Here is a 20818-nt window from a genome sequence, read left to right as displayed (position 1 = left end):
TGCTCGCCGGTCCTGTCAGGATGCATGGGACAGCGGCCGTTCCATCTCGCGCCGCATCTGCGCGGCGAAGTCCGGATAGGTTTCGGCGACCTCGTCGTAAACACGCCCGCGCAGCAAAGCCAGCGTCTGCGGATCCGGCAGCGCGGTCTGTTCCGGCTGGCTTTCATGGGTGAACTGGAAGCCGGTGGCGTCCTTGATACCTGCGAGGTCGTGTCCGGGATGGACGCTCTGCAGGTCGAAGCCCGGACGCCTCTTGTCGAAGCGGAACAGCGCCTTGCTGGTCAACAGCGCGATCGGGCCGCCACTGCGGTAAACGCCATCGTCGCTGACGCCGGGCGTGCTGATGAAATCCACCTTCTCGACCAGAGCACGCGGCGTGTGCTCCTCGCGAAACAAGATCACGCGCGGCACGACGTAATACAGATAGGCCGATCCGAACGAGCCGGGCCATCGCACTTGCGTTTGCGGATAGTCGCCGGTGCCCACCAGATTGACGTTGCCACGGCCGTCGATCTGGCCGCCTCCGAGGAAGAAGGCATCGATGCGGCCCTGGCCGGCGCAATCGAACAGTTCGGCCGAGCCGTTGGTGAAGAAATTGTGCTCCACCGATCCGAGGATCGAGATGCGCGGGCCTTTCTCGCCGGCCTGCTGCTTTAGCGCTCGCAGCAGCATGGCGCCGGCCGCGGGGATCGGTGAGGACGCACCGACAGCGACATGCCGGACGCCGTCGAGCAGTTTGGCGACGGTGCAGATCAGGATTTCGCGCGGGTGAACCTCGCTCATCATGCGGGTTCCATCTGTGCGTTCGTCATGTAGTCGGCAAAACCCTCGGCGCTGCGCGCGGCGCGCGCATAGCGCAGGATCTCGGCCGTGTCGGTCGGATACTCGCCCCACAGGCCGTAGGGCCAAGCGCCCTTCGGCGCGACGGCGACTTCGGTGACATAGAGCGCCGGCAGCACGCCCGCTGCGCTCATCTCATTGGCGAGCAGGCTGTCGTCCACGATGCGCTCGACAGTGACGAGTGTGGTGGCCGATGCATAAGCCATCGCGGCGAGTTCGCGGCGTCGTCCGATCCACACATTGCCGAAACGGTCAGCCATCGGCGCGTGGAAGATCGTGATATCGGGTTTGATCGCGGGGATGAGCACGATGGGATCGCCGCCATCCGCCAGCGGATTGTCGATGACGCGCCAGTCGCTGCGATGGTGCAGGAGGTCGCTGCCGATCAGTCCGCGCATCGGCATGAACGGGCTGCCTTTCTGCGCGGCCATCAGGCCGGCATGGATAGCGGGGCAGGTGGCGTCCTTCAATGCGATCGCGCCGTTCCTGACGGCTGCGTTGAAGCGCGGTGCGCCGCCGGCTTCGCCGAGCGATACGGCGCTGGTCTCGACCGACCGAACCAGACCGGCGCCGACGAGTTGGTCCACCTGAAGGCCACCGGTCGGCACGCAGACGAGATCGAGATTGCGTGTGTTGCGTTCAATGATCGGGCGCGTCATTGCCATCGAGACGCCGGCATAATCCACCGGCAGCGCCAGCCGGACCCCCGGCTCCACATACTTCGCCAACGCGCGAAGATCGCTTACCACAATTCGCCTCCCGATTTATATGTTCTATATTGTAGAACATGGTTCTAAATAAAATTAGTCGCGCGGCGCCGCGGCTGTCAATCCGTTTGTGTCGCGAAGCACTTTGCCAATAGGGGAAAATGCAAACCCGTCGGTAAGTCGATGACGATCGGCGCGTCGTCGCATCGCGCATTCACTTGACAAGACGATGCGTCACGCCAACAATAATTGGAATAACGTCTCATAATATAGAACGACCAGGGAGGTTGATGATGGCTGAGCCATTGGCGCTGCGCGTGGGACATTCCGGCGCGGGTGTTCCGGCGTCGCAGTCGGGCGGCGCAAGCGAGCGTCAGGTCATCGGTTCGCGCATCGCAGTTCGCGATGCCGAGAAACGGTACGGCCAGTTCCATGCCGTCAATCGTATCAATCTCGATATCGAACCCGGCGAATTCATCACGCTGCTCGGCCCGTCCGGCAGCGGCAAGACCACATTGCTGAACCTGCTGGCCGGTTTCCAGAGCCTCGACGGCGGCGAGATTCTCGTGGACGGCAGGCCGGTGCACAACGTGCCCACGCATAAGCGCGGATTCGGCATGGTGTTCCAGAGCTATGCGCTGTTTCCCAACATGACGGTGACACAGAATGTCGCGTTCCCGCTGCGCATGGCCGGCGTCGATCGCGCCACCACCGAGCGGCGCGTCGCCGAGACGCTGGAAATCATGCGCCTGTCGGATCATGCGAACAAATCGCCGTCGGAAATGTCCGGCGGACAGCAACAGCGCGTCGCCATTGCGCGCGCCATCGTGATGCGGCCGAAGGTCGTGCTGATGGACGAGCCGCTCAGCGCGCTCGACCGCCGGCTGCGCGAATCAATCCAGATCGAGATACGCGATCTGCATCAGACGATCGGCAGCACGATCCTGTTCGTGACACATGATCAGGGCGAAGCGCTCACCATGAGCGATCGCATCGCCGTGCTGGATGCCGGCAGGATCGTGCAGATCGGCCGCCCGGTCGACATCTATCGCCACCCGTCCAATCGTTTCGTGGCGTCGTTTGTCGGCGAGAGCAATCTGATCGAAGCCGAGATCATGCAGAAGCGCGGCACCACCGTGACGCTGAAGAACCGCGCCGGCTATGTGTTCGATGCCGAGAGCCGCGACGCCATCGATGTTGGCCGCGTCACCGTGCTGGTGCGGCCCGAGCGCATCGCGATTACCAGCGAGCCAACCGCAAGCTCGACTCCGGTGACTGTGACGTCAGCGATCTTCCTCGGCGAGATCCTGCGCATCGAGGCGCAGATGGACGGCGGCGACACGCTGCTGATCCGCTGCACCGACACCGCCAGGCGGCCGCTGCCCGATATCGGCGATCGCCTGCATGTGAGCTGGGGTCCGGAAGACTGCTGGGTGCTGACATGACGACGATCTCGCTGTCCGAGGAGCCGCGGCATCAGGCGAGCTCCAGCCTGGCCATGAAGCTCAAGAACCCCGCGCTGCTGCTGCTGCCCGCGGTCGCTTTCCTGTCGTTCATCTATCTGCTGCCGCTGGTCGATCTCATTCGCATCAGTATCAGCGGGCCAAGCTGGCTGACCTATTTCCAACGCGTCTTTGCGGTGCCGCTCTATTGGGAATCGCTGGTCCGCACCATGCAGATCTCGGTCACGGTCGCATTCCTGTGCCTGTTGTTCGGCTATCCCACCGCACTCCTGATCCATCGCACCCGCGGCATCACCCGCGCGCTGATCGCCACCGCGATCGTGCTGCCATACTTCATCGCGATCCTGATCCGCACCTATGCATGGATGGTGCTGCTTGGCCGCAATGGACCGGTCAACAAATTTCTGGTGTCGATCGGTATCCTGAGCGAGCCGGTCCAGCTCTTGTTTCACCGCGGCACCGTGCTGCTCGGCATGACGGCGGTGCTGCTGCCGCTGATGGTGCTGACCATCTATTCGAGCGTGTCGCGGCTCGATCCCGGTCTCACACGCGCGGCGCTGGCCAGCGGTGCGGGGCCTATTGCCGTGTTTTGGCGGGTGCTGCTGCCGCTGACGCTGCCCGGCATTGGCGCCGGCTTCCTGCTGGTTTTCGTGGCCGCGATCGGCTTCTTCATCACGCCGACACTGCTCGGCGGCCCGGGCGACCAGATGTTCGCCATGCATATCACGCAACAGGCGGACTCGGTGACGTCGGAGGGCTTCCTGCAGGCGCTGGGCGTCGTGCTGCTGTTGATCACGCTGCTGGTGGTCGCCATCGCCGGACGTTTCCTTGGCCTGGAATTCATCTGGGGCGGGCGCAAGCTCACCGAGACGACAGCAGGGAAGGCCGCGCCAGCGGCAACGTCCGGCACCGCACGTCGCAGCTTCGGCAGCGCATTTGCTGACGCCATCGGTTGGCCGCTGCTTCGGCTGTTCGGCATGCTGCCGGCTAGTTGCGGCACATGGACGGTCCGCCTGATGGGTGGCCTGGTGGTCGCGCTGTTGATCCTGCCCATCGTGGTCGTTATGATCATCTCGTTCAGCAGCGCCAGCTATCTGACCTTCCCGCCGCCGGGCTTCTCGCTGCGCTGGTACGAGCAGTTCTTCTCCGACACCAACTGGATGCGCGCGTTCTGGACATCCGCGCTGATCGCGGCGGTCTCGGCCTTCATTGCGGTCGGGCTCGGCACATGCGCGGCGCTCGGCATCGTCAGAGGTAATGTGCGCGGCAAATCCGCGATCATGCTGCTGCTGGTCAGCCCGATCATCGTGCCGCCGGTGGTGCTCGGCTTGTCGCTCTACACGCTGTTCTTGAAGTTCGATCTGGTCGGCTCGGTGTTCGGCCTTGCGGCGGCCCATGCCATTGGCGGTTTGCCGATTGTGGTGGTGATCCTGTCTGCTGCGCTGCAGAGCGTGGACTCGCGGCTCGAACAGGCCGCCTCGGTCCATGGCGCGTCGTCGCTCACGGTGCTGCGGCTGGTGACGCTGCCGGCGATTGCGCCGGGCCTTGCGGCCGCGACCTTCTTTGCGTTCCTGCATTCGTTCGACGAATTGGTGCTGACCCTGTTCCTGTCGAGCGCGCAGCTGAAGACGCTTCCGTTGATGCTATGGGGCGATATCAATTACCGGCTCAACCCGGTACTGGCCGTCGTGTCCACGCTCGAAGTGCTGCTGGTCGTGGGAGGACTGTTCCTCGCCCGGCCAGTGCTCGCAACGTCGCAAAAAGCGACCTGATGACAAACGATCAAACAGGAGGAAACACACTATGCTGGGAATGAAACGCTTCAGGCTGCCGGCCTTGGCTTCGGCGGCGTTCATCGCCATGGGGACGGGTCTGGCCGTTGCCCAGAGCAACGTCGTCATCATGCAGGATCCGGGCGGCGGCTATGGCGATGCGCTACGCAAGGTGATGTACGATCCGTTTGAGAAGGAAACCGGCATCAAGGTCGTCACCGTGCAGGAAGCGCGCAGCGGTCCGCGCATCAAGGCGCAGGCCGAAGCTGGCAAGGCGCAGTGGGATCTGACCTTCATCTTCGATCAGGAAACCAAGCTGCTCGGCGACTGCTGCCTGGCTGACATCGACTATTCCAAACTGTCGGAATCCGCGCAGAAGACCTTGGCGGCGATGCCGGACAATCTGAAGCGCAAGAAGGGCGTCGCGCTGCAGGTGATCGGTGTCGGCCTCGTCTACAACAAGGACAAGTTCAAGGGCGATAAGGCACCGCAGAACTGGGCCGACTTCTGGGACGTGAAGAAGTTTCCGGGGCGCCGCTGCATGCCGGCCTGGCCGCGCTTCACCTTCGAGGCAGCGCTGATGGCCGACGGTGTCGACAAGAGCAAGCTGTATCCGATCGACATGGAGCGTGCGCTCAAGAAGATCAAGGAGATCAAGCCGCACATCGTCAAATGGTGGACCACCGCCGCGCAGCCGCCGCAGCTGATCCTCGATGGTGAGGCCGATATGTGCCAGGCCTATACGGGGTCGATGAGCAAACTGGCGCTGGAAGGCGCTCCGATTGATCTCACCTTCAATCAAGGCTTCGTCTATTACGACTTCTTCTCGATTCCGAAGGGCGCGCCGAACTATGATAACGCGCTCAAGCTGCTGTCCTGGCGTCTCGACCCCAAGCGCGCCGCCCAGCTGACCTCCACTTTCCCGGTCGCGCTTCCTTCGAAGGTCGTGTTCGATGCTGCGACGGATAAGAACGTCGCGCGCTATTGGGCGAACAATCCTGAGAACGTCTCCAAGGCGATCGAATGGAGCCCGGACTTCTGGGGGGCGCCATCGCCCGCTGGCAATTCGACCAATGAAGAATATGCGCAGGAAAAGCTGAACGCACTGCTTGCCCAGTAAATCGCGCCATACAACAATGAGACCGGCGGCGGCCCAGCGCCGCCGGTCTGTTCGCAACAGAGAACTACCTCACATCGGCTGCTTGGATGGATAAGGCATTTATCAAGGGACTGAGGCTCCTCGAGGCGCTCGCGATGAGCGAGCAGCCACGCGGGGTCACCGATCTCGCCAATGAGCTGAAGTTCACCAAGAGCAATGTGCATCGACTGCTGGCGACGCTGCAATCGCAGGGCTTCGTTCGCCAGATTCCGCCGCACAGCACCTACGAACTCACAACCAAGCTATGGGTGCTCGGCAACCACGTCATTCAGCGCATGGATCTGATCCGTATCGCACGCCCGGCGATGACGGCGCTGGCCGAAGTTACCGGAGAGACCGTTCATCTGTCGGTGCTCGAGGGCACCGACGTTGTCTATGTGGACAAGATTGAAAGCGCGCATCATATCCGCGCGCATACCAGCGTCGGCATGCGTGCGCCTGCATTCACCATGGCAACCGGGAAGGCGATGCTCGCGCAAATGCCGGACGAATATCTGGAGAACTTTCGCCCGCATCTCAAGCGTTATACGGATACGACGCGAACGACCATCGAGGAGTTGCGCGAAGACATCCATGCGGCGCGGGCACAAGGCTATTCGTCAGTGCTGCATGGCGAATGGCGGGAAGGTATCGCCGCCTGCGCTTGCGCCATCGTTGGACGCTCCGGTGAACTCGTCGGAGCCATCGGCATGTCTGGCCCGGACATCCGGGTCAAGCGAAAGCAGATCAAGGAATACGCTGTTCACGTGATGGAAGCGGCGCGCGCCATCGGCCTGGCACTCGGCCATGTTCGTGCGATGTGAACAATGGCTGCCCATTCGAAGTCCGTGATACCGCATCGATGCTTCGGTTTGGTCGCCTGAATCACGTCTAAGCCGATGCCTTCAATCGGCAAAAAACGGAAGACCGTACTTGCGAGATTACCCCGTAAGCGGACATATCCGGACATGCCAAAATCGACCCGAATGACCCACACCAGACATGGGCTGTTTCGATCTCCTGGGCACCGGCGCGCGCGGTCGCAGGAGCGCGGCGAGCACAGGGACGTCACCCGCGACGCCGCGAAATAACTGGTAGTACTCTCGCAAACCGTCGCGTTCGCTGTGAAAGCGAAAGTTGATCGACTGCCGCTATTGCGTGGTGGCCTTGGCTGAGCATCGTCGGCCACGGCCATCACCAGTGATCAACAAGGTGTCCGCTGCACGTGTTTTGCATGTCCTGCTTCGAAGTCGCTGGCGTCGAATCTACTTTCAATGGCGACAACTGAATCGCCACGATTTCGCCTCCGAGCGATCGGCTAATCTCGCAACGTCACGCAATGATTCTCGCGAGGCATTTGGGATGAATGATTTGATCCTCTGGAACGAGCTAACGCGCCGCGAACAGCGAATTATGAACAAGCTGTTCGGCGGCGGATCAGCCTATGGTGATGGTCCGATAGAAACAGTCAACCTCATGCGGCTCGGTCTGATCACCGAAAGCGGATTAACCTAGGCCGGCCTCGAGTTATTCATTGCTGCTTTCAAAGCGCAACGAGACGTCTGTCGGGCGAACTGATTGCGCGCAGAGCATCGCGTTCCGGTCCGGGCCTCATAATGTCGGATGTTTTTTTATTCGATCTTCGCAAATCAAGAGCCAGGCTTGAGCTGTCCGTTCGGCGTAGAGCGTGAGATCTCAAGCTCTTCCTCGTTCATGTCTGCCGACACATCAGCGAAAAGGGGTGTGCTCAAATAGCGCTCGCCGGTATCGGGAAGCATGCAGAGAATATTTGCCCCTTTCTCTGCCTCGGCTGCAACCTTGAGCGCGCCCGCAAAGGTTGCGCCTGAGGTAATACCCACAAAGATGCCCTCTTTGGTAGCAAGGTCCTTGCTGCAGCGAATGGCATCCGGACCGGAGATCGCTAAGATGCGATCGATGACCTTCATTGCGACGGCATCGTCGGTGAGTTTTGGGATGAAATCCGGCGTCCAGCCTTGCATCGGATGGGGCTTGAATGTCGGATGCGGGGCGGCCGGAGTTCCATCTGAGTTTCGCGACTGCGGGGTGCCACTGGCCAACAACTGCGCATCCTCTGGCTCGCAAACCACTATCTTCGTCTCGGGACGCTCCTCTGCGAGCACCCGCGCGACGCCCTTTAACGTTCCGCCCGTTCCATAGCCCGTGACCCAATAATCCAACCGTTCTCCGGAGAAATCGTCGAGTATCTCACGCGCTGTCGTACGCGAATGAATATCGGGATTGGCTTCATTCTCAAACTGCCTAGTCATGTACCAGCCATGCGCCCTGGCGAGCTCGATGGTCTTGTTGATCATGCCTACGGCGCGCTCAGCCGCGGGAGTTACGATGACCTTCGCTCCAAGGAACCGCATGAGCTTACGCCGCTCGACGCTAAATGGCTCTGCCATGGTGATCACAAGCGGGTATCCCTTGGCGGCGCAGACCATGGCAAGACCAATGCCCGTATTTCCACTTGTCGCCTCTATGACCGTCTGACCAGGCTTGAGCTCTCCGGATTTTTCGGCCGCCTCGATTACTCCGAGAGCCAATCGGTCCTTCACTGAACCAAGCGGGTTGAAGGCTTCAATTTTTACGAAGAGATTCACGCCTTCCGGCGCCAGACGATTGATCCGCACTACCGGCGTATTACCGATCGTTTCGACGATACTTTGATATTTCCGTCCCATGATGCATTTCCCGACATTGCGTTGTTTGCGACGAGTAATATCGCGACTCCAATTGCCATGCATTGCGTCTAAGCTGCCCTCGGTTATTGGGGACAATCATTGGGCGCGCAAGAGTTAGCTTTCAGGGCGTACCCGACTTCACCGCCCGTCCTGATTGATCGTAGCGCGGCAAATGGACCTGTTTTGGACATTGTACCTAGCGGAACAGCCACCGCCTATGCTTTGGTAGAGGCAGATAGTTTTTCACCGAGCCAGGGAGCGTTTTTTGCCCGGCGAGCGCGTGGAACGGCGACTGGCGGCTGTGCTGGCGGCGGATGTCGCCGGCTATAGCCGGTTGATGGGTCATGCCGAGGAGCGCACGCTTGCGGAGCTAAAGACGTTTCGAAAGACGCTTGTCGATCCCAGGATCGCCACGCACTGCGGTCGCATCGTCAAGACCACTGGCGATGGCATGCTGGTCGAATTCGCCAGTGCTGTCGATGCAGCGCGCTGTTCGGTGGAAATCCAGCGAGAGATGGCTCAACAAAACGCCGCCGTTCCGCCGGAACTCAGGATTGAATTTCGCATCGGCATACACGTTGGGGACATCATCATCGACGACAACGATATTTTCGGCGATGGTGTCAACATCGCAGCCCGTCTTGAGGGAATTGCCGAGCCAGGCGGCATCTGCATCTCCGATGATGCACACAGGCAAATTCGCGGCAAGCTCGACGTCGCCTTCGACGACATCGGCGAGCAGACTTTAAAGAATATTGCCGAGCCAATGCGCGTATGGCTAATACGGCTTGCCCGCGAGAGCGCTCCTGCGATCCCGTCAAATTCGTCTGCGAAACAAGTTCGAGATCTAGCGCTACCTGACAAACCGTCCATCGTCGTCCTGCCGTTCGACAACATGTCCGCTGAGGCGGGTCAGGATTACCTTGCTGATGGTATCGTCGAGGCAATTACCGCAGCTCTTTCGTGCATTCGCTCTTTTTTCGTCATCGCCCGTAGCTCAGCGTTCACCTATAAGGGCCGCGCGATAAATGCGCGCAACGTTGGTAAGGAGTTGGGCGTTGCTTATTTGCTTGAGGGTAGCGTGCAAAAAGTCGGCAATCGCCTCCGCATTATCGTTCAGCTAATCGAAACCGAGGGAGGGGCACACGTTTGGAGCTCACGCTTTGACGGCGCAGTCGACGAGTTCTTTGACCTCGAAGACCGAATAACGGAGCAGGTGGCAGGCGCTCTACAGCCTTCCATCCGCATTGCCGAGATTGAGCGGTCGCGACGCAAACGGCCGCAAGACCTGAGCAGCTATGACTATACTATGAGAGCGATGCCTCATGTCTGGGCGTTGGAGAAGGAAGAAAGCGCTAAAGCGATTGAACTCCTCGAAAAGGCGCTCGCGATTGATCCCGAATATCCCCTAGCTTTGTCGCTTGCTGGTTGGTGCCACGCCCAGCGCTCGGTCTATAACTGGGCGGACGACATCGTTGGAAGCCAGGCAATGGCGCGATCGCTCGCCGAGCGGGCAGCAGAGATGAGTGGCGATGACCCTATCATTCTGGCGGTACTCGGCGCAGTGCACACATTTGTACGCAACCATGGAACCGCGCGTATACTGCTTGAGCGAGCCGTCAGCCTCGACCCCAACGCTGCATGGGCCTGGAGTAGGCTCGGATGGCTAGAGAACTATGCCGATCAGCCTCAGAAGGCAATTGACAATTTCGAGCGCGCTCTGCGCCTGAGCCCGATTGATCCAATGAATTTCAACAACTATGTAGGAATAGCCTCTGCGCATGAAGTAGCGCAAGAATACGACAAGGCTGCCGCGTTCTATCGGCGCGCCCTCGAAGAACGGCCAAACGCTAGTTGGATTTATCGCAATTTGGCGTCGGTCCTGTCGGGAGCCGGCCGGGTCGGCGAAGCTAAACAAGCATTCGAGGAGTTGATGCTTACTTACCCCGATCTGACGATTTCAAAATTCAAACAGGCAATGGTGTTTTCGCCTGCTGTTCTGAACCGTATGGCAGAAAACCTCCGAAAGCTCGGGTTGCCTGACTAGGGCGACCGGAGAGAGCCGGCCGGCATCGATACCTTTCCGAGCACATCTCGATGAGTTGACTTCCGCTTGTGGCACTTTTCGGACCTGAGGCGATGTCCGACCTCAGTCCGTTATCGGCACCTAAGCGGACGTTCGCCGTCCGCTCCAAGTTTATGTGTTCACGCCCTAGTGAGACATCCACATCGTTGTCGCCTGATCGCTCGCCTCGTGTTGCTCAAGGCGATCGGCTTCCTGGCGGTATGCGTGCGACGCTTCGACAAGTCGCGTGACGGTGACGGCATCCAGAATAGTCTTTGCCAACCGTTCGGCGCGGATCGCTTGTTCCCTGAGATATTGAACTCTGGTCATCTGCTGCCCTCACACTTGCCAATACAAGTTGAGTCAATTTCGATCGTTCCCAGCCTGTCCCCTGATGCTTAACGGACCGTAAGCGGCGCTGGATTCGCAGTGAAGATTGTCCTGATTGTGGTAAACGCGGCGGCGTCGACCCTAATACTCCCGCGCAAACGGACATTCACGTTAAGCCCGAACATTTCGCCTGAGGTGGTAGGCATGTAAATCGCCTTCACCCTCGTTATTCGCGCCGTTGCTATTCCCGGTTCAAACGGGGAGATCGCAATGTCGGAGAATGCAGGCGTCGCCAAGCGGCTAGAGAAATTTCCGGCTTTCGACGGCTTTCGGGGGATTGGCGTGGTGGTGTTTACCCGATCACGCGTTTGCTGCTGCGCGAACGGGCCAAGACCGGCCGCATCTCCTTCAAGGACTTCTATATGCGCCGGGCGCTGCGCATCTTTCCGGTCTATTACCTCACGGTGCTCGTCTGCTACTTCATCTTCAGATTGGGTCCGGCGGATACGCTGAGCCTTCTGACCTACACGTTCAATTTCTATCATCCACTGCATGCGGTGCCGAACCCGTTGGAACACACCTGGTCATTGCCGGTGGAGGAGCGTTTCCGCTGGCCGCATCAGTTGCAACCGAGGCGCGAAGCCGTCGTGATCGGCCTCGGTGACGTGCGCGTGGTGATGGGTGTCATCGATCGGGAAGGGCGAAACCCGGTTTGCCGGGCCCATGTAGCGAAGGGCAAGTCTTGACGAAGAAAGGCAAGACTTGACGAAGCCTTGCGTCTGCTTCTCATTGGCTGGCAGCACGGCGATAGTCCGTGCCTGCTTGGAGGTCTCGCCCGATGATCACGCTCTATCACTGCGCCCGCGCGCGTTCGTTCCGCCCGCTATGGACGCTTGAAGAGCTCGAGCTGCCCTATGAGCTGAAGATGCTGCCGTTCCCGCCGCGCGTCTTTGCCAAGGAATATCTCGGCATCAATCCGCTCGGCACCATCCCGCTGATGCTCGATGGCGAGATCCGGATGACGGAATCGGCGGCGATCGCGCAATATCTGGTGACCAAATACGGTCCGACGCCGCTGGCCGTCGGCATCGACGAGCCGGACTACGGCGCGTTCCTGAACGGGCTGCATTTCGGCGAGGCGACGCTGACCTTCCCGCAGGCGCTGGTGCTGCGTTATTCGAAGCTCGAGCCGGAGGAGCGCCGTCATCCGCAGGTGGTCGAGGATTATTCGAAGTTCTTTCTTGGACGGTTGCGTATGATCGAGACCATCACCACCGGCAACGACTATATCTGTGCCGGCCGCTTCACCGCCGCGGACATTTCCGTCGGCTATGCACTGCTGCTGGCCAATCGTCTCGGGCTTGCATCGCAATTCGGGCCGAGTGTCACAGCCTATTGGGCGCGATTGCAGCAGCGCGAGGGCTACCTGCGTGCGGTTGAGTCGGAGACCCGCGCCGGCGACGCGCTGGGTTTGGCGCGCCGCTTCTGAGCGGCTATACCAGCCGCATCAAGTTCAACCAAGCGAGCAGACCGATGGCCGATGATAGCGTAATCCTGGAGAAGAAGGGCGCCGCACTCTGGATCACCATCAACCGACCGGAGAAGCGCAATGCCATGAATGGCGATGTTATCGCCGGCATCGCCAAGGGCTATCGCATGGCGCATGAGGACGCAGGCGTACGGGTGATCGTTCTGACCGGCGCGGGCGAGAAGGCGTTCTGCGCCGGCGCTGATCTGGCGAATGCGGGTGCAGCCTTCTCGATGGATTTCTCCAAGCCCAATGGTGATCTCGCGGATCTGATGCGGCTGTCGCAAAACGCCACCAAGCCCGCCATCGCCCGCGTTAACGGCGTCTGCATGGCCGGTGGCATGGGGCTGCTGTGCATGACCGACATGGCGGTGGCCGCGGACAACGTGATCTTCGGTCTGCCCGAGGTGAAGGTCGGCGTGTTTCCGATGCAGGTGCTGGCGCTGCTGCAGTCCATTGCGCCACGTCGTCTGGTCAACGAATGGTGCATCACCGGCGAGCCGTTCGACGCGCAGACCGCGCTTGGCGCTGGCCTGCTGAATCACGTGGTGCCGGCGGCCGAGCTCGACAGCAAGGTCGACTGGCTGATCTCGCGCATCACCGACAAGTCGCCGACCGCCATTCGCCGCGGCAAATATGCGATGCGCGCCATCGCCGCGATGTCGTTCGACGAGAGCATCGCCTATACCGAAAGCCAGATCGCGATCCTGTCGATGACCGAGGATGCGAAAGAAGGCCTCAAGGCGTTTGGCGAGAAGCGCAAGCCAGTGTGGCCAGGCAAATAGGGCGGCTCTCGGTGGCGCGCCACGACAGACCATCGAGCCGGCGCACGGGCGCATCGTCAGCCTTAAAGTGGAATTAACAGTGTCGCCGTACCCTCGTAGCCCGTGAGCGACCAGGCCATCAGCAGCCCAGCCAAACAGTTCCCGGTGTGGGCAACGATGCCTTTGCTGGTGAGCGCGTGCGTCTATGGCCTGCTGCTGGCGCTCGGGCCGCGGCTGCTGAACGATCCGGACAGCTATTCTCATATCGCGATCGGCCGCTGGATCCTGGCGAATGGCGTCATTCCGTCGACCGACTCGTTCTCCTTTTCCATGCATGGCGGTCATTGGCTTGCCTTCGAATGGCTCTCCGAGGTCATTTACGGGGCGGTCTATACGTTTGCCGGCTGGCAAGGCGTCGTGGCACTCGCTGCCGCGGCCATCGCGCTTTCCGTCGGGATTCTGACCCGGTTCCTGCTGCGCGAACTTGCGCCGAAGCCGGTATTGATCATTGTTACAGCCGTGGTCGTTCTTCTCGCGCCCCATCTGCTGGCGCGGCCGCATGTATTGGCACTTCCGGTCATGATGACCTGGGCGACCGCGCTCGTTCGTGCCATGGATACGCGTGCACGACCGCCTTACTGGGCGTTACCGCTGCTGGTCCTTTGGGCCAATCTCCACGGCAGCGTCATCCTGGCACTGGGGTTGATCGGACCCGCAATCCTCGAAGTCCTCATACGAAACAAGCTCCGCGAGCGGCCTCGCGAAGTGCTCCATTGGCTCGCTTTCACGGCTCTCGCTGTTGCCGCATCCTGCCTGACCCCTTACGGGCCCGGCACGCTGTTGATGCCGCTGACGACGCTCGGTCTTGGCGATGCGCTCAACTGGATCGGCGAATGGCGGCCACAGAATTTCGGCCGCATCGGGATCTTTGAGATCCTGCTGCTGGCGGGAATCTTTGCGCTGTCGCGCGGCGTGACGCTTCCCGTGGTGCGGGCTCTGGTCTTAATCGGCCTGTTGCATTTTGCTCTGGCGCAGGTGCGCAACGTCGACCTGCTTGCCATGCTGGCGCCGCTCTATCTTGTAGCGCCGATCGCGCAGCAGTTTCGCAGCTGGGCCGCATCCAATGAGGTCGGCTCAGGTCGGGCGCTGCAGGTCGGTGCCGTCGGTGTCATGATCGTGGCGACCGTAATCTCTTCGGCGCGCGACGTTCGCCCCGCCGCGCGAAATACGCCGCAGGCAGCGGTGGCCAGCGCCGGTCTGACCGCGGCGAACCGCGTGCTCAACGATTATTCGTTTGGCGGCTATCTGATCTTCGCGGGAATTCCCACTTTCATCGATGGTCGCGGCGAACTCTATGGCGGCAAATTTCTTCATCGCTACAACAGCGGCCTCTCGCTGGCGGACCTGAATGATTTTCTGAAGCTGCTCGAAGATTACAAAATAGATGCCACGCTGCTGGAGCCGGAAACTCCGGCGGTGGCGTTGCTCGATCAGCTGCCAGGCTGGAAGCGCGTCTATGGTGACGACGTCGCGGTGGTCCACAAGCGGCAGAATGCAACGGCAAAGTAATTAGGCAGTGGCGAAAGTGGCGTATTGTGCGCCCAGCGGCAGGCCGCTGAAGGCGTTTTCGACACGCCGCGCGGCTTTCGCTTCCCAGGGCAGTAGCAGGAAATGACGCGAAGCGATGTCGCGGAGGCCGGCGCCCGCCATGATCTTTTGCATCTTGCCCGCGCCGAGCAATACCGCGTCGCGATCGAACTCACAGCGCGCGACAGCAAGACGGGTCAGCGGATTGAACGGGTTGTGTTCGATGACACAGACCAGCCCTCCTGGCCGCACAACGCGCCGCATCTCACGCATGAAACCCGCCCATTCGACAGGCGGGACGTGATGCATGACGCAGATCGTGGTGATCAGATCGAAGCTGGCATCGGCGAATGGAAAGACGCTGCCGTCGAAAGCTCGGTAGTCGACATCGGGGTTGTCGACTTGTGCCTGCGCAATACTGGCGGAGGATACGTCTATGCCGCTGAGCCGACCCACCATGCCGCGCAGCAGTGGATGGAAGCTGCCAACGCCGCAACCGACATCGAGCATGTCAGGCTTTTTTGATTGAAGCCGCGCTGCGATCAATTCGCGCAATAGATCAGCCTTGGCGCGCATGAAGAAGCTATGCGGCAGGCCGGAAAAGTCGATCGAGGATTGAACGACGTCGCGGTAGTTGCTGCGGTAGCTGTCGAACAGCTGGCTCATGACAATCCGCTCCGTCAGGCGCTGCGCGAGGTGCGGTAGGATGCTTCGCTTTGATCGCGGTCGAAACCGACGCGGTTCTGCACGACATAAAGTGGACGATGTTTCGCTTCTGCGTGGATGCGCCCGACATAGAGGCCGACGATGCCGGTCATCAGCATGTTCAACCCGCAGAGCAGGGACACGATGACGATGATCGACGACCAACCCGCGACCAGATGCGGGTCGTTCGTCATCCACAGCAGCAGCACCCAGCCGCCATAAAGCAGGGCCAGGCCCGACACCGCGAGACCGCACCAGATCGCCAGCCGCAGCGGCGCGTCGGAAAAGCCCAGCGCAGCGGACATGGCGAGCCGCGCCATCTTGAACAGCGGATATTTGGTTTCGCCGGCGGCGCGTTCGAGACGATGGAAGCTCACTTCGGCCTGCCGGAAGCCGAGCCAGGCGATCATACCGCGCACGAAGCGATCGCGCTCCGGCATCTGGCGCAACGCGTCCAGCACCTTGCGGTCGATCAGTCGGAAATCGCCGACGTCTGCCGGGATACGAACCGAGGTCATACGGCCAAGCACCCGATAGAACACATGGGCGGTGGCGCGCTTGAACGCGCTTTCACCCGCGCGGGACAGGCGGCGCGCATAGACCACGTCATTGCCTTCGCGCCACTTGGCGATCAATTGTTCGACGATTTCAGGCGGGTCCTGCAAATCCGCGTCCATGACGACGATCGCGTCGCCTTGCGCGGCGTCCATGCCGGCGGTGATGGCCACCTGGTGGCCGAAATTGCGCGACAGGCCGATGTAACGGAAGCGTGGATCACTCTTGGCGAGTGCCTGCAGCACAATGGGGCTGGTGTCGCTGCTGCCGTCGTCCACGAAGATGGCTTCCGCTGGCGCATCGAGGCGGTCGAGCAGCAGTCCCAGCCGGCGGACCAACACAGGCAGCACGGCCTCCTCGTTATAGACCGGCACGACGATGCTGTAGATGATCTGCCCGCCATCAATCGCCATTTTGGAGTTCCGCCCTGCTGAATAGCGGGATCCTAGACCCTGATGGTTAAGGCGGCCTTGCAAAGCGCCTTGAAATCAGGCGCCTTGACCCGTCTTTGCGCGGTTCCATGAGGCAGGCCCAGGTGCGAACCAGACCGCGCGGCTATGGCCGCCTGTCAATCTTGTACATGACAAATCGTGCTGACCTGTCCACCTCTTGCAGTCTGCCGGGCAGCGGGTTCGCTAAAGCGGGACCGAGTACATAGAGATAGTCGAAATCGCGGTGCCAGGTCTGGATGAACGAAGGCACGGCTGTTGTCGTACCGCCGGCCGCAATCGCGCCGAGCAGCCGCATCGGCACGGGGCCGCCATAGGGAATGGCGAGCCGCTGCATGTCGGCACGGGGGCGAATGGGCTGCTTGCCAATCTCGGTGAACACGTTGGGGACGAAAGCATTCGCGTAATGCACGGCCAGCGTCGGGGCATAGGCCATCGGATACTGCGTAAGGTCTTTGAATGGGGGGTCGTCGCCATCGCCGCTTGTCCCCACGAGTACCCGCGAACCGCGGTCAAGTTTTTGAAACGAAGCGATCAGCGCTGCATAGTCTGCGCGATAAGAGAGCCAGACCGCAAATACGGTTGCGAGATTGGCGATGATGACGCCGCTGACGACCAGCAATACGACAGCCCGCCATTTCCGGTTCGGTAGCGATAGCGAGCAAAACGCCGCAACGATCATCACTGCGGCAGGGATAATCCGGAGATCGGCAAATGACGTGCCGAAAAGCCTCGACGGAATGAGGAGGTAAAGAAGCGCAAAACCGACGGCGAGCCAAATGCCGACCGGTTCGATCGTCAAGACGTTGCGCTTGAACGCGAAATACAATGAGATCAGCAAGACCAGAACGCTGGCGGCGGACACCGTCAAATTATAGCCGTTCATGATGCGAAACAGCCAGAGCGGCTTGTACTGAAACAGCCACTCTGTGCCCTCGCTGCCAACAGAACCGGCGGTGGCGCGCATCACCAGAAGCAGCAGAGCGACTGGCAGGCCGAGAAGCACCAGTCGCAATGCGGTGACGTGATACGGCACTTTCCGTTGATGGGCGCGCCACAACTCGTAAAGACCGATCGCTGCGCCGTAGATGCCGAGCGAAAAGAAATGAACTGCGAAGAGCGCCGAGACGAAAAAGGTGTTGACGACGAGGCGCGTCAGGAACGAACGCTCGATGACCGTCAGATAGGCCGCGCCCCCCCAAAGCGAGACGCCCAGGCCGAATTCGAAGTTCAGAAAACCCCAGCTGAAGGGCAGGCAGTAGACGAACAAGAGCGCGACGAAGCCGCCAATCTGAACTCGGCCCTTCACAACCCGTTCGAGGGCTAGTGCGCCACCAATAATCAGTATTTGGCTGCAGAGCAGAAACAGCCGGGTTGCGTTCTCGACGCCGACCCACTGCGCGAGCCGTGGGACAAGCAAATCCATCCCAAGATTGGGATACAGCGCCCAGTGGACTTCATAATATGGATTGGCTCCTGGATCACCGTTCTGGGCCAGAAGATACATGCGGGCGAGGTGATTGGGATAATCGACCATCGCCGGAATCGGAGTCAGCAATGTGGGAAGGAGCGAGGCTATCGTCAGCAGTGCGAAAACGATGATTCCTGCAGACCGATTGGGGTCCGCCTGCGTTCGCGCAGACATGGCCTTCGAATTTCGCGTGATCATGTTCACTGGTCGAGATAGCCGTTGGGATTTTTCCGCTGCCAATTCCAGGCATCACGACACATCTCTGCAATGCCGCGCTTTGCGTGCCATCCGAGAACATCTGCTGCAAGCTCTGCGCTTGCATAGTAGCTGGCGATATCGCCGGGGCGTCTCGGCGCAAAAGTGACAGGAATCACCTTTCCACTCGCACGCGCATAGGCGTCGACCAATTCCAGCACGCTGGTGCCTTGGCCGGTTCCCAAATTGACCTTAAGGACCCGCTGCTTGTCGACACAGTCGAGGGCCGCAATATGAGCGGCGGCCAGATCGACCACATGGCCGTAGTCACGTATGCCAGTGCCGTCCGGTGTCGGATAATCGTTGCCATAAACATTGAGCGCGGGCAGTCGCCCGATAGCGACGCGTGAAATATAGGGCATCAAATTATTCGGAACGCCATTGGGGTCTTCTCCGATCAGCCCGCTTTCGTGGCTGCCGACCGGATTGAAATAGCGCAGAATCGCGACGTTCAGCGGGCTCAGGGAGTGGGCGATGTCGATGAGCAATTCCTCGGCCTGCATTTTCGTGCGGCCATAAGGGTTGGCTGGTGCGAGCTTGTGATCCTCCCGCAAGGGCAGCACGTCCGGCTCGCCATAGACGGTCGCCGACGACGAGAACACGATATTGCGCACGCCGGTCTGCTGCATAGCCTGAGCCAGCCTCAGGGTTCCGACCACGTTGCAATCGTAATACTCAGCCGACTTGCTGACGGAATCCGCAACCGACTTCAGTCCGGCAAGGTGAATGACAGCGCTGCAGCCATGCGCCGACAGGGTCGATATCAACGTGTTGACATCGCGTACATCGCCTTTGACGACATCCGGCGCCGTGCCGGTGATCCGCCGGATCCGATTGATGACTTCCGGATGGCTGTTGCCGAAATTGTCATAGATCACGACCTGACGACCGGCGTGCATGAGCTCCACGCAGATATGCGAACCTATAAAGCCGGCACCGCCTGTAATCATTACCGTCATATTGGAATTGTCCTGCCTGAAAGCCGTCGGACGAGTACTGAGACTAGCTCTGTCAGCTTAATAAACGGCAGTTCGTAGCGATAGCCGCCTTGGTTAGTAAATCGTATGTATGGACTAGCCGGTGCGTTTCAGCCGGTGCAGCGTCACTTCCGGAGGGCAGTTCAGCCGCACCGGGAGCAGGCTGGTGCCGACGCCGACGGATGTATAGCCAGCCATGCCTTCATGGCGCCATGCGCCGTTGCCCATATGGCGCGGCAACACGGCTTCCAGCTTGATGGCGTACCCGCCAGGCAGGCAGAGCTGGCCGCCATGGGTGTGGCCGCTCAGCATAAGGTCGAAATTGTGCTCGGCCGCCTCGGCATAGGTCTCCGGCGTGTGCGACAGCAGGATCGAGAAGGCGTCCGTCGGAATTTGCGACGCGACCTTCGGGATGTCGTCGGCGAGATAGAAATGCGGATCGTCAACGCCGGCGAGATAGATGCTGTCATCGCCGCGGGTAATCACGTCGCATTCGTTGAACATCATGCGGATGCCCATTGATTCCAAAGCCGGCGTCATGCGGATACTGTCGTGATTGCCGAGAACGCCATAGACAGAATCGCGCAGCCTCGCGCGCAGTTCACCGACACCTGCGGTGGCGCGCTGATACGGCCCATAGGTCTTGCCACGATAGTCGCCGGTCAACACACAGATGTCGTAATCGAGATCGCCGACGAAGGAGATCAGGTGGCGCAGTGCATCCTCGCTGAGATCGACGTGGAGATCGCTGATATGCAGGATCGTGAACCCGTCGAACGCGGCAGGCAGGCGCGGTGAGGCAACAGCATTCTCGCGGACCAATACGCGGTTGGCCTCGCGGCGGGCGCGGCCATAGAGGCCGGTGAGTTGCAGCGCGATTCGGACGATCGGCGGCGCGGTGAGCCAGTTCTCCAGATTGAAGAACAGGCGGCCCTGGCCGAACAGCTGGTGATCCCGATGGGTCTCGATCTCCAGCCGTGCCTTCACATGCGCATCCCCGATACGGTCGATCAGCGGGCGTAGCGCGCTGTCGTCGATCGGGGGATGCGGTGGCTGAGTCAACGTCGATCTAGCCGGTCGAGGCCTTGAGGCCGGCCGTCTCGATGCCCGCGACGGCTGCGATCTCGTCATTGTCGGATGTATCGCCAGAGATGCCGATGGCGCCGAGCAGGCTGCCCGATGTGTCATGAATGAGAACGCCACCCGGCACCGGGATCAGCGCGCCGCGTGCCATGGTATTCACGGCATCGATGAAGAACGGCTGTTCCTCGGCACGCTTGAACAATGCCCGCGAGCCGAGCCCCATGGCCAATGCGCCATAGGCTTTTCCGTGGGCGACTTCGCCGCGCATCAGGCTGGTGCCGTCCTGCGCGATGGTGGCCTTCACGCAGCCGCGAGCGTCGAGCACCGTGATGACCATGGGCTTGAGCTTCATCTCGATCACCTTGGCGAGAGCGCCATCAATGATCTTGCGGGCTGTATCGAGGGTGAGGTCGGCCATATCGGT

The 20818-nt window shown here is 60.5% G+C and carries 20 protein-coding genes; 10 read left to right on the top strand and 10 right to left on the bottom strand.

What is annotated here, in order from left to right:
* Nucleotides 1-15: 15 nt before the first annotated feature.
* Both AB8A23_RS25150 and AB8A23_RS25145 read right to left on the bottom strand, forming a co-directional pair.
* Nucleotides 16-783, bottom strand: a complete 768-nt coding sequence (locus AB8A23_RS25150) for a CoA transferase (protein WP_231077528.1) — start codon at nt 781-783, stop codon at nt 16-18.
* Complete coding sequence (locus tag AB8A23_RS25145) at nt 783-1589, bottom strand: CoA transferase subunit A (RefSeq protein ID WP_120290474.1); 807 nt, start codon at nt 1587-1589, stop codon at nt 783-785. The genes AB8A23_RS25150 and AB8A23_RS25145 overlap by 1 nt, the downstream gene beginning before the upstream one ends.
* A 251-nt stretch (nt 1590-1840) precedes the next feature.
* Between AB8A23_RS25145 and AB8A23_RS25140 the strand changes: the two genes are divergently transcribed.
* The 5 genes from AB8A23_RS25140 (at nt 1841) to AB8A23_RS25120 (ending at nt 7435) form a co-directional block, all read left to right on the top strand.
* Complete coding sequence (locus AB8A23_RS25140; protein ID WP_439057769.1) at nt 1841-2992, top strand: ABC transporter ATP-binding protein; 1152 nt, start codon at nt 1841-1843, stop codon at nt 2990-2992.
* A complete protein-coding gene (locus tag AB8A23_RS25135; protein ID WP_439057770.1) occupies nt 2989-4782 on the top strand; it encodes an ABC transporter permease subunit in 1794 nt (597 codons plus the stop codon). Before AB8A23_RS25140 ends, AB8A23_RS25135 begins: the two co-directional genes overlap by 4 nt.
* A gap of 31 nt (nt 4783-4813) precedes the next feature.
* Complete coding sequence (locus tag AB8A23_RS25130; RefSeq protein ID WP_093760248.1) at nt 4814-5902, top strand: extracellular solute-binding protein; 1089 nt, start codon at nt 4814-4816, stop codon at nt 5900-5902.
* 86 nt (nt 5903-5988) lie between these two features.
* Entirely contained in the window at nt 5989-6744 is a 756-nt protein-coding gene (locus AB8A23_RS25125; protein ID WP_309946428.1) for an IclR family transcriptional regulator, read from the top strand.
* 313 nt (nt 6745-7057) lie between these two features.
* A complete protein-coding gene (locus tag AB8A23_RS25120; protein WP_439057771.1) occupies nt 7058-7435 on the top strand; it encodes a hypothetical protein in 378 nt (125 codons plus the stop codon).
* A 134-nt stretch (nt 7436-7569) separates the two neighbouring features.
* On the opposite strand, the gene cysK is transcribed toward AB8A23_RS25120, so the two are convergent.
* A complete protein-coding gene (gene cysK, locus AB8A23_RS25115; RefSeq protein WP_184514913.1) occupies nt 7570-8625 on the bottom strand; it encodes a cysteine synthase A in 1056 nt (351 codons plus the stop codon).
* Nucleotides 8626-8890: 265 nt separating this feature from the next.
* On the opposite strand from cysK, the gene AB8A23_RS25110 reads away from it, so the two are divergent.
* Nucleotides 8891-10672: an adenylate/guanylate cyclase domain-containing protein gene (locus tag AB8A23_RS25110; protein WP_244628458.1), complete on the top strand. Its 1782-nt coding sequence runs from the start codon at nt 8891-8893 to the stop codon at nt 10670-10672.
* 165 nt (nt 10673-10837) lie between these two features.
* Here the strand turns inward: AB8A23_RS25110 and AB8A23_RS25105 are convergent, their stop codons facing one another.
* Nucleotides 10838-11020 carry a hypothetical protein gene (locus tag AB8A23_RS25105; RefSeq protein WP_439057772.1) on the bottom strand — a complete coding sequence of 61 codons (183 nt, stop codon included), beginning with the start codon at nt 11018-11020 and terminating at the stop codon, nt 10838-10840.
* A gap of 368 nt (nt 11021-11388) precedes the next feature.
* Here AB8A23_RS25105 and AB8A23_RS25100 point away from each other — a divergent pair, with 368 nt between their 5' ends.
* The 4 genes from AB8A23_RS25100 (at nt 11389) to AB8A23_RS25085 (ending at nt 14881) form a co-directional block, all read left to right on the top strand.
* Entirely contained in the window at nt 11389-11766 is a 378-nt protein-coding gene (locus tag AB8A23_RS25100) for a hypothetical protein (RefSeq protein ID WP_439057773.1), read from the top strand.
* A 92-nt stretch (nt 11767-11858) separates the two neighbouring features.
* On the top strand, nt 11859-12509 hold the full coding sequence (locus AB8A23_RS25095) for a glutathione S-transferase family protein (RefSeq protein ID WP_439057774.1): 651 nt from the start codon (nt 11859-11861) through the stop codon (nt 12507-12509).
* A 44-nt stretch (nt 12510-12553) separates the two neighbouring features.
* Nucleotides 12554-13333, top strand: coding sequence for an enoyl-CoA hydratase/isomerase family protein (locus AB8A23_RS25090; RefSeq protein WP_439057775.1), 780 nt, complete (start codon nt 12554-12556; stop codon nt 13331-13333).
* A gap of 156 nt (nt 13334-13489) precedes the next feature.
* Nucleotides 13490-14881, top strand: coding sequence for a hypothetical protein (locus AB8A23_RS25085; RefSeq protein ID WP_439057776.1), 1392 nt, complete (start codon nt 13490-13492; stop codon nt 14879-14881).
* Here AB8A23_RS25085 and AB8A23_RS25080 read toward each other — a convergent pair whose 3' ends face one another.
* From AB8A23_RS25080 to AB8A23_RS25055, 6 genes are all read right to left on the bottom strand, one after another.
* Complete coding sequence (locus AB8A23_RS25080) at nt 14882-15565, bottom strand: class I SAM-dependent methyltransferase (protein WP_439057777.1); 684 nt, start codon at nt 15563-15565, stop codon at nt 14882-14884. It abuts the gene before it with no gap.
* 14 nt (nt 15566-15579) lie between these two features.
* A complete protein-coding gene (locus AB8A23_RS25075; protein WP_439057778.1) occupies nt 15580-16572 on the bottom strand; it encodes a glycosyltransferase family 2 protein in 993 nt (330 codons plus the stop codon).
* Nucleotides 16573-16714: 142 nt separating this feature from the next.
* Complete coding sequence (locus tag AB8A23_RS25070; protein WP_439057779.1) at nt 16715-18319, bottom strand: hypothetical protein; 1605 nt, start codon at nt 18317-18319, stop codon at nt 16715-16717.
* Nucleotides 18280-19293: a UDP-glucose 4-epimerase GalE gene (galE, locus tag AB8A23_RS25065; RefSeq protein WP_439057780.1), complete on the bottom strand. Its 1014-nt coding sequence runs from the start codon at nt 19291-19293 to the stop codon at nt 18280-18282. Before galE ends, AB8A23_RS25070 begins: the two co-directional genes overlap by 40 nt.
* Before the next feature lie 114 nt (nt 19294-19407).
* Nucleotides 19408-20373 (bottom strand): metallophosphoesterase, encoded by a 966-nt coding sequence (locus AB8A23_RS25060; protein WP_439057781.1) that lies wholly within the window; start codon nt 20371-20373, stop codon nt 19408-19410.
* 7 nt (nt 20374-20380) lie between these two features.
* Nucleotides 20381-20812, bottom strand: a complete 432-nt coding sequence (locus tag AB8A23_RS25055) for a GlcG/HbpS family heme-binding protein (RefSeq protein ID WP_175366765.1) — start codon at nt 20810-20812, stop codon at nt 20381-20383.
* Nucleotides 20813-20818: the final 6 nt, after the last annotated feature.

Origin of the sequence: Tardiphaga sp. 619_E2_N8_4, from assembly GCF_051810905.1 — a bacterium.
Classification (GTDB): Bacteria; Pseudomonadota; Alphaproteobacteria; order Rhizobiales; family Xanthobacteraceae; genus Tardiphaga; species Tardiphaga robiniae.
The sequence above is the reverse complement of the archived record's forward strand: the minus strand, read 5'-3'. Positions and strand labels throughout refer to the sequence as shown.

Bases quoted from the DNA above. Each gene is read 5' to 3' on its own strand.
- AB8A23_RS25125 (WP_309946428.1), top strand. From the start codon at position 5,989: ATGGATAAGGCATTTATCAAGGGACTGAGGCTCCTCGAGGCGCTCGCG.
- AB8A23_RS25080 (WP_439057777.1), bottom strand. From the start codon at position 15,565: ATGAGCCAGCTGTTCGACAGCTACCGCAGCAACTACCGCGACGTCGTT.
- cysK (WP_184514913.1), bottom strand. From the start codon at position 8,625: ATGGGACGGAAATATCAAAGTATCGTCGAAACGATCGGTAATACGCCG.
- AB8A23_RS25090 (WP_439057775.1), top strand. From the start codon at position 12,554: ATGGCCGATGATAGCGTAATCCTGGAGAAGAAGGGCGCCGCACTCTGG.
- AB8A23_RS25095 (WP_439057774.1), top strand. From the start codon at position 11,859: ATGATCACGCTCTATCACTGCGCCCGCGCGCGTTCGTTCCGCCCGCTA.
- AB8A23_RS25135 (WP_439057770.1), top strand. From the start codon at position 2,989: ATGACGACGATCTCGCTGTCCGAGGAGCCGCGGCATCAGGCGAGCTCC.
- AB8A23_RS25085 (WP_439057776.1), top strand. From the start codon at position 13,490: ATGCCTTTGCTGGTGAGCGCGTGCGTCTATGGCCTGCTGCTGGCGCTC.
- AB8A23_RS25130 (WP_093760248.1), top strand. From the start codon at position 4,814: ATGCTGGGAATGAAACGCTTCAGGCTGCCGGCCTTGGCTTCGGCGGCG.
- galE (WP_439057780.1), bottom strand. From the start codon at position 19,293: ATGACGGTAATGATTACAGGCGGTGCCGGCTTTATAGGTTCGCATATC.
- AB8A23_RS25055 (WP_175366765.1), bottom strand. From the start codon at position 20,812: ATGGCCGACCTCACCCTCGATACAGCCCGCAAGATCATTGATGGCGCT.
- AB8A23_RS25150 (WP_231077528.1), bottom strand. From the start codon at position 783: ATGAGCGAGGTTCACCCGCGCGAAATCCTGATCTGCACCGTCGCCAAA.
- AB8A23_RS25075 (WP_439057778.1), bottom strand. From the start codon at position 16,572: ATGGCGATTGATGGCGGGCAGATCATCTACAGCATCGTCGTGCCGGTC.
- AB8A23_RS25105 (WP_439057772.1), bottom strand. From the start codon at position 11,020: ATGACCAGAGTTCAATATCTCAGGGAACAAGCGATCCGCGCCGAACGG.
- AB8A23_RS25140 (WP_439057769.1), top strand. From the start codon at position 1,841: ATGGCTGAGCCATTGGCGCTGCGCGTGGGACATTCCGGCGCGGGTGTT.